This window comes from Conyzicola sp. (genome assembly GCF_046714715.1).
Classification (GTDB): domain Bacteria; phylum Actinomycetota; class Actinomycetes; order Actinomycetales; family Microbacteriaceae; genus Conyzicola.
The window spans coordinates 1-6,742 of sequence record NZ_JBKKAD010000199.1 but is presented as its reverse complement, the minus strand read 5'-3'; the positions used below and the strand labels follow the sequence as shown (position 1 = coordinate 6,742).

Here is a 6,742-nt window from a genome sequence, read left to right as displayed (position 1 = left end):
GGCCTGCGCCAGGCAGTCGTCTGATTCGAGGCCCGCCGCGTCGGCCAGCAGGTAGCCGGCGAGCGACGAGTCGCCCCCGCCGCCGGTGCTGCGCGCCTCGATCGCGGGGGCGTCGGCGAACCAGGTGGCGTCGCGCGTGACGAGCGCGGCGCCCCGGCTGCCGAGGGTCACGAGGGCCGCACCCACGCCGCGGTCGAGCAGCAGCTCGGCCGCCGAAGCCGCCTGGTCGGGGTGCTGCTCGAACGCCTCGCCGCTGCCCGTGCCGGTGAGCTCGGCGAGCTCCTCGGCGTTCGGCTTGATCAGGTCGACGCCGAGGCCGCTCTGAAGCAGCCGGCGCAGCGGTTCGCCCGACGAGTCGACGGCGATGCGCGGCGGCGTCGCGAGCGACGACACCCGCTCGACGAGCCGCACGTAGTAGCCCTGGTCGATGCTCGGCGGGAGGGACCCGGAGATCACGAGCCACGCCGCGCCCTCGGCGGCCCGCACCACGCGCTCGGTGAGCTCGTCAAGCTCGTGCTCGCTCAGCGCGGGGCCGGGCTCGTTGATCTTGGTCGTGGTGCCGTCGGGTTCGGTGAGCGTCACATTGGAGCGCACGGCACCCGTGATCGGCACGTTGTCGAACGGAAGCCGGGACGCGCGCATCGCGGTGACCATCGGGTCGGACTCCGCGCCCGGGAACACGGCGACGGTGGCGAGGCCGGCGGCGACGAGCGCGCGGGTCACGTTGATGCCCTTGCCGCCCGGCTCCTGGTGCGCGGCGGCGGCACGCTGCACCTCGCCGCGCTCGAGGGCCGAGGCCAGCTCGACCGTGCGGTCGAGCGACGGGTTCACGGTGATGGTGACGATCATGCGTAGAGCACCTCCACATCGGCGAGCGTGAGCGCCTCGAGCAGTTCGGGGCCGGGCACCTCGTCGGTCACGAGGGTGTCGATCTCGTCGAGCGCCGCGAACCGCACGAGCGCCTCCTGGTCGAGCTTGGCGCCGTCGGCGAGCACGACGGCGCGGCGGGCGCTCTTCACCATCGCGCTCTTCACCGCGCCCTCCAGCTCGTCGGGGGTGCTGAGGCCGAAGCCGGCGCTGATGCCGTTCGTGCCGAGAAACGCGATGTCGGGGCGCAGGGCTTCGAGCTGCGCGACCGTCGAGGTGCCGACGAGAGCGCCCGTAAGCCCGCGCAGGCGGCCGCCGACCAGGTGCAGGTCGAGGTGCGGGTTCTTGTCGAGCGCGACGAGGTTCTGCATGGAGTTCGTGATCACGGTGAGCTGGTGACCGTTCGACGGCGACCACGCCGCAATGCGCTCGGCGAGCAGCGCGGTGGTCGTTCCGGCGTCGAGCAGCACCGATCCGCGGAAGGTTGGCGGCAGCATCCGCATCGCCGCGTCGACGATGGCGCTCTTCGCTGCGTGACGTTCCGAACGGCGTTCGCCGATGGCCACCTCGGTGACGCTGCCGCGCGATGCGGCGACCGCCCCGCCGTGCACGCGGCGCAGGATGCCGGCGAACTCGAGCGCGTCGAGGTCGCGACGCACGGTCTCGGCGGTGACGTCGAAATCGGCGGCGAGCTGGGAGACCGACACCCGGCCGGCGGCCTCGAGGGCGAGAGCGATGCTCTCCTGGCGCTCCGTTGCGTACATGTCATCTCCGCTGATGGTTGGGATTGTCTGTGTTTATGTGGTTATTCACGACAACACAAGAAGAATACCAAGCAAACGAAGATAGTCAACCCTTTTCTGGGCTGTGCGGCAGAACGGATGCCGCGGCGAGGCGTCACCCGTCAGGGCAGCAGATCTGCCACCCCGCCGTCGAAGGCCCGCAGCACGAGCAGCACACCGAGGATGCCGACGACCCAGGAGAGCGTCGCGCCCGCGCTGCGGGTGAGCCACGACTCGAGCCGCGAGAGCACCGGCTCGATGCGCCCGGCCGCGACGACGCGGGCGACGAGCAGGCCGATCGCGGGCAGCACCATCACGAGGCAGTAGCCCGCGAGCACGGCGGCCGACAGGGGCCACTCGATGCCGCTCGCCGTGATCGATCCGATGGCGCCGAGGTAGGGCAGCATGCTTCCCAGCTCGATCGTGGTCGCGGTGAGGGCAAGGGCGATCAGCGCGCCCGCTCCCCCGTCGCCGCCGACCGCGCGTTCCCTCCAGCGCCGCACCCGGCCGGGCACGGCGACGCCCTCGGCCTTCTGCCGCTTCGCCTGACGCTCGAGCACGAAGCTCCAGACGACGAGCGCTGCACCGGCCACGAGCAGCAGGATCGCGCCGATCGGCGAGTCGACGGCGGCGGCGATCGACTCGAAGGCCCACCCCGCGCCCCAGAGGATCGCCAACCCGACGGCGAAGTAGAACAGCACAACGGTCGCGAGAAAGAGCAGCACCCGGTCGGGCCGCAGCCGGCCCGGCGTCGCAAGCAGCCAGAGAGGTATTACGAGCGTGCCGATACTCGTCGAGTCGATCAGGGCGAGAACGACGAGGATGCCGGCCAGTGCGAGGGTCATATCACCACGATAGAAAGCGCGGACCGCGCGGCCCATCGGCCACCCGGGCTATCCGCCGCCGACGTGTACACCCTTCGGCGTACGCCCCCGCGGCCCCGACTGTGCTGGGATAGGGGCGTGACCACCACGCCGACCGCCGCCCGCAGGCCCTGGCCGGCGCCCGCGGTCGCCGCCGTCACCTTCGCGGTCGGCGTCGCCCTCGTCGCGATCGGGTTCACCCACCTGTGGAACGGCGGCTTCGTGGGCTCCGGCTCGCCTGACTCCGACTGGTGGTTCCTCCTCCCGCTCGCCGTCGCCTGCGCGGCCATGCTCATCAAACGCCGCACCCCGCGTCTCGCGCTCGGCATCGCCACGGCGGCCCTGCTCGCCGACCTCTACCTCGGCAGCAGCCTGGGCACGCTCCTCGCTTTCTACGACGTTCTGTACGCGGTGGCCCTGACGGCCTCGCCCCGACTGCGCCGCGTGCTCGCGTTCGCCGCGGCCGTCGCCGTCGGAGGCCCGGCTATCGCCGTGCTGGCGGCCGGGGCCGACCTGCGCATCGCCCTGTTCGTCGCGGTGCAGCTGTTCGCCCTGCTCGCCACCCCGCTCTGGTGGGCGTCCGACGTGCGCAAGCGCAACGAGCTGCTCGACCTCGCGGCCCAGCGCACCGCCGACCTCGGTCGCATCCACGACCTCTCCCGCGAGCGCGCCGTCGGCGAGGAACGCACCGCGATGGCCCGCGACCTGCACGACCTCGTCGCGTCGCACATGTCGGCGATCGCCATCCGGTCGGGCGCCGCGCTCGCCACCCCGCCCGACGCCGCGCGCGACAGGGCGGCGCTCGAAGCGATCCGCGAGTCGGCGCTCGCCGCCCACGCCGACATGCGGTCGATGATCACCCTGCTGCGCGACTCGGCGACGCCCGAGCGCGACTCGGCGACGCCCGCCACCGCGACCCTCGGCGACCTGCCCGCGCTGCTGGGTCGCGCGGGCGGAATGGGCGTAAAGGCGCAGCTCGTCGACGATCGCGCCGCCGGGGCGACGGTGCCGTCCGCCACCGAGCACGCCGCCTTCCGCATCGCCCAGGAGGCGGTGATCAACGCCGTGCAGCACGCGCCCGGCAGCGAGGTGAAGGTTCGGCTGGCCACGGGAGACGACGGCGGGCTGCACCTCGTCGTGCGGTCGACGCGCACCCGGCGGGCGGCGGAGGCCGCGTCATCCGGCGGCGTCGGCCTGCTGACCATGGCGGAACGCGCGCGAGCCGTCGGCGGCGAACTGTCGGTCGAATCGACCGACGCGGAGTGGGTCGTCGAGGCCCGACTGCCGGGTGCGACCTCGTGAACGCCGTGCGCGTGCTCATCGCCGACGACCACGGGGCGATCCGGGTGGGGCTGCGGCTCATTCTCGAGGCGGCGGGCATCGACGTCGTCGGCGAGGCCGGCGACGGAGCGACGGCCGTGCGGCAGGCGGCCGCGCTCGCACCCGACGTGGTTCTGATGGACATTCGGATGCCCGGGGTCGACGGAATCGCGGCGACCCGGCAGATCGTGGCGGCGGGCCACGGCGCGGTGCTCGTGCTCACCACGTTCGACCTCGACGACTACGTGTTCGGCGCGCTGCGGGCGGGCGCGGGCGGCTTCCTGCTCAAGACCGTCGAGCCGTCGGCACTCGTCGACGCTGTTCGCCGGCTGGCCGCCGGGGAGTCCGTTCTCGCGCCGGAGGTCACCCGCCGCATCCTCGACCAGTACGTGCGGCTCGACCGCGACCGGGCTGCGCCCGCCGAGGCGAGCGCGCGCCTCGCGGTGTTGACGGCGCGCGAGCTCGACATCCTCGCCCTCGTCGCGGAGGGCCTCTCCAACCGGCAGATCGCCGACCGGCTCGCCATCTCGGTCGCGACCGCCAAGACCCACGTCTCGCGGATGCTCGGCAAGCTCGGTTGCGACTCACGCCTGCAGGCCGCGATCCTCGCCCGCGAGGAGGGCCTCGTCGGCTGAGGCCGCCAGCGCGCTGAGGCTGCCAGCGCGCTGAGGCCGCCAGCTACTTCGGCGCGGCCGTACCTGCCACGGCGGGAACGGCCGCCTCGATCCGCTCGTTCAGGTAGGGCGCGAGCGTCGCCGAATAGGTTGCCGTGATGTGGTGGCTGTCGCGGTAGCCGACCACGCCGCCGATCACCGGGCTGCACGAACCGTCGCGGCAGAAGAAGTCGTTCATGTCGATCACGGTGACGCCCGGCTGGTCCGTGGCGGCCTCGACCATCAGGTCGTCCACGAGGGCCTCGTTCTCGGGGCGGTCGCAGGCCCGGTCTTCGCCCGAGGTCTCCGCGATGCAGAGGTTCGTGCCCGCGGTCATCTGCGGGATGTCACGGATGACGACGACCTGCGTGCCCTGCTCCACGAGGGGTGCCCATGCCGCGCGGAAGCCCTCGACCGTCTCGCTGTCCGATCCGTACTTGTCGCCGGCCGCGCTGTGAGCGAGCACGACCAGGTCGAGCGGCTGCTGCTGGCTGGTGAGCGTCTCGGCCAGCGTGTCGTTCCAGGCGGCGCAGGACCGCTCGATGTCTGCCTCGTCGTCCTGCTTGGTCGCCGCCGACATCGGGCACGACGACTTCATGTACGGCGAGAGAGCCCAGTCGTTGTCTTCGGCGATGGCCTTCATGGCCGGGTACCAGGAGGCGGCGTGCGAGTCGCCGATGAGGGCGACGTTGACCTCGGATGCCGCGTCCCCCACCACACAGGTGTTGAGGTCGGGCGTCACCAGGTCGGCGTAGCAGCCGTTGTCGTACACCTCGGCCTCGTCCTCCAGTGCGAACGAGGGCTGCGGCGTGAGAGTCTCGTGCTCGACCGCGTCGCACGCGCCCTCGGGCACGGCGAACTCGGACGCACCGAAGCACTCTTCGGCGGATGCCACGGCGGTGGCCGCGCGCGCGGTGTCGGCGGTGGCCTGCTGCGACATGGCCCACGACGCGGCGCCGGTCGGCACGGCCACCAGCAGCACGGCGACGACCATGGCGAGCAGTGTCCAGCGCGGGCGGCGGCGCACGAGACCCTTCCAGTCCCTGGCCGGGTTCTCGATCAACACGGTGGTCAGCCACGCCAGTCCGATAGACGCGAGGATGATCGCGATCTTGGTCGCGATCTGCACGTCTGTGAAGACGATGGTGGCGAACACGATGAGCGGCCAGTGCCAGAGGTAGACCGAGTAGGAGATGCCGCCGATGAACTGCACCGGGCGGGTGCCCATGAGCTTGTTCGGCGAGACCGCCGAGTCGGGGTCGCCCGCCCAGATCACGGCGACCGTGGCGAGAACGGGCAGCAGCGCGGCCGAACCCGGGAAGGCGGTCTGGCCGGAGTAGGTGATCACCGCGTAGGCGATCCCCGCCCAGCCCGCGTAGGCCACGAGGGTGCGCACGCCGTGCGAGGCCGTGATGGCCGTGCCGACCACCGCGAGCAGGCCGCCGGCCGCGAACTCCCACGCCCGGGTGGTCGTGGCGAAGTAGGCCTCGCCCGGGTTCGTCGCCGTGTACGTCACCGAGAAGTACAGGGAGGCTGCGGCTACGACGGCCAGTGCCACGAACACGAGCGACCGACGGGCGCGAACGCTCATCCGCTGCGCGAACAGCACGACGAGGCCGATCAGAATCGGCCAGGCGAGGTAGAACTGCTCTTCGACCGAGAGCGACCAGAAGTGCTGAACCGGCGACGCCACGTTCTCGGCGGCGAGGTAGTCGATGCTGCTCGACGCGAGCGCCCAGTTCTGCACGTAGAGCGCGCTCGCGGCGATCTCTTTGAAGAACTGCATCCAGTACATCTGCGGCACGAGCAGGTAGACGCCGATCGCCGAGGCGGCGAGAACGGTGAGCGACGCGGGCAGCAGCCGTCGGATGCGCTTGGCCCAGAATTTTGGCAGCGAGATGCGGCCGGTGCGGTCGGCCTCGCGCATCAGGTGCGCGGTGATGAGGAATCCGGAGATGACGAAGAACACGTCGACGCCGACGAATCCTCCGGTGAGCGTCTTCGGCCACAGGTGGTAGACCACGACGACGAGCACGGCGACGGCACGCAGCGCCTGGATCTCCGGGCGCAGCGTGGAGGCGGCGCGCGCCGGCTTCTCCGGCTTCACGAATACGGGCAGGCCGTTTTCGTCTTTGGTGAGGGCGTGGGCACGCGGCGAGGAGGGGCTGATGACTTCGGTCATGGCGGATCCTTTGCAGTCGAGGGGCGTCGTAAGAGGTGCCGCGTCGCTGCGGGATTCCGTCGCCCACGAGGGAGA

At 71.6% G+C, this 6,742-nt stretch carries 6 protein-coding genes; 2 read left to right on the top strand and 4 right to left on the bottom strand.

Features of this window, described 5'->3' with window-relative positions:
* The 3 genes from ACLQ6X_RS15975 to ACLQ6X_RS15965 all read right to left on the bottom strand — a co-directional run.
* Positions 1-849 (bottom strand): 1-phosphofructokinase family hexose kinase (locus ACLQ6X_RS15975; protein ID WP_411701137.1); only part of this gene is annotated, 849 nt, incomplete at its 3' end.
* Positions 846-1,631: a DeoR/GlpR family DNA-binding transcription regulator gene (locus ACLQ6X_RS15970; protein ID WP_411701136.1), complete on the bottom strand. Its 786-nt coding sequence runs from the start codon at positions 1,629-1,631 to the stop codon at positions 846-848. The genes ACLQ6X_RS15970 and ACLQ6X_RS15975, both read right to left, overlap by 4 nt.
* Before the next feature lie 140 nt (positions 1,632-1,771).
* Positions 1,772-2,494, bottom strand: coding sequence for a GAP family protein (locus ACLQ6X_RS15965; RefSeq protein WP_411701135.1), 723 nt, complete (start codon positions 2,492-2,494; stop codon positions 1,772-1,774).
* Between the two features lie 117 nt (positions 2,495-2,611).
* Between ACLQ6X_RS15965 and ACLQ6X_RS15960 the strand changes: the two genes are divergently transcribed.
* Both ACLQ6X_RS15960 and ACLQ6X_RS15955 read left to right on the top strand, forming a co-directional pair.
* Positions 2,612-3,814: a sensor histidine kinase gene (locus ACLQ6X_RS15960; protein WP_411701134.1), complete on the top strand. Its 1,203-nt coding sequence runs from the start codon at positions 2,612-2,614 to the stop codon at positions 3,812-3,814.
* Positions 3,811-4,467, top strand: a complete 657-nt coding sequence (locus ACLQ6X_RS15955; protein WP_411701133.1) for a response regulator — start codon at positions 3,811-3,813, stop codon at positions 4,465-4,467. Before ACLQ6X_RS15960 ends, ACLQ6X_RS15955 begins: the two co-directional genes overlap by 4 nt.
* Positions 4,468-4,510: 43 nt before the next feature.
* Here ACLQ6X_RS15955 and ACLQ6X_RS15950 read toward each other — a convergent pair whose 3' ends face one another.
* Positions 4,511-6,667, bottom strand: a complete 2,157-nt coding sequence (locus ACLQ6X_RS15950; RefSeq protein WP_411701132.1) for an acyltransferase family protein — start codon at positions 6,665-6,667, stop codon at positions 4,511-4,513.
* Between the last annotated feature and the right edge of the window lie 75 nt (positions 6,668-6,742).

Excerpts from the sequence above, each read along its gene's own strand:
- ACLQ6X_RS15970 (WP_411701136.1), bottom strand. The coding sequence starts at position 1,631 with ATGTACGCAACGGAGCGCCAGGAGAGCATCGCTCTCGCCCTCGAGGCC.
- ACLQ6X_RS15965 (WP_411701135.1), bottom strand. The coding sequence starts at position 2,494 with ATGACCCTCGCACTGGCCGGCATCCTCGTCGTTCTCGCCCTGATCGAC.
- ACLQ6X_RS15950 (WP_411701132.1), bottom strand. The coding sequence starts at position 6,667 with ATGACCGAAGTCATCAGCCCCTCCTCGCCGCGTGCCCACGCCCTCACC.